The organism is Cognatundibacterium luofuense, assembly GCF_018139685.1.
Classification (GTDB): Bacteria; Pseudomonadota; Gammaproteobacteria; order Burkholderiales; family Burkholderiaceae_D; genus Undibacterium; species Undibacterium luofuense.
Genome location: NZ_JAGSPN010000130.1, coordinates 1 through 472 on the forward strand (window position 1 = coordinate 1; position 472 = coordinate 472).

The 472-nt window shown below is 55.7% G+C and carries 1 protein-coding gene; it reads left to right on the forward strand.

The window, feature by feature from the left end; all coding sequences use genetic code 11:
• Nucleotides 1-16: 16 nt before the first annotated feature.
• Nucleotides 17-472: histidine phosphatase family protein (locus tag KDM89_RS19660; protein WP_329604705.1), on the forward strand; the 456-nt coding region annotated here is incomplete at its 3' end.

Here is a 472-nt window from a genome sequence, read left to right on the forward strand (position 1 = left end):
GGCACAGATTTTTTTAGTGCGACACGGACAAGCTTCATTCGGCAGTGAAAATTATGATCAGCTGTCACCATTGGGCGCGGAGCAGGCACGTCATCTGGGACGCTGGTGGGCAGAGCGCGATATGCCGGTGGCGCGGGTCGTTACCGGAGCGATGCAACGCCATCATCAGACGGCAGCAGCTTGCCTGGCCAGCTGGCTGGATTTGCCGGAATCTGCACTGGATGCCAGTAACTGGCAGCAAGACGCACGTCTGAACGAGTATAACCATCACGAAGTGTTAGCACGCCACACGCCGGCATTTGATGACCCGCGCGCAGTGAAACGCTTTTTGATGGATACCCCGGATGGCAAACATGCTTTTCAACAGATATTTGCAGCCGCCATCACGCGTTGGATATCGGGTGAATATGACAGCGAATATACAGAAACCTGGCGCGCATTCCAGCTGCGTTGTGCGCAAGCCTTGCACGCG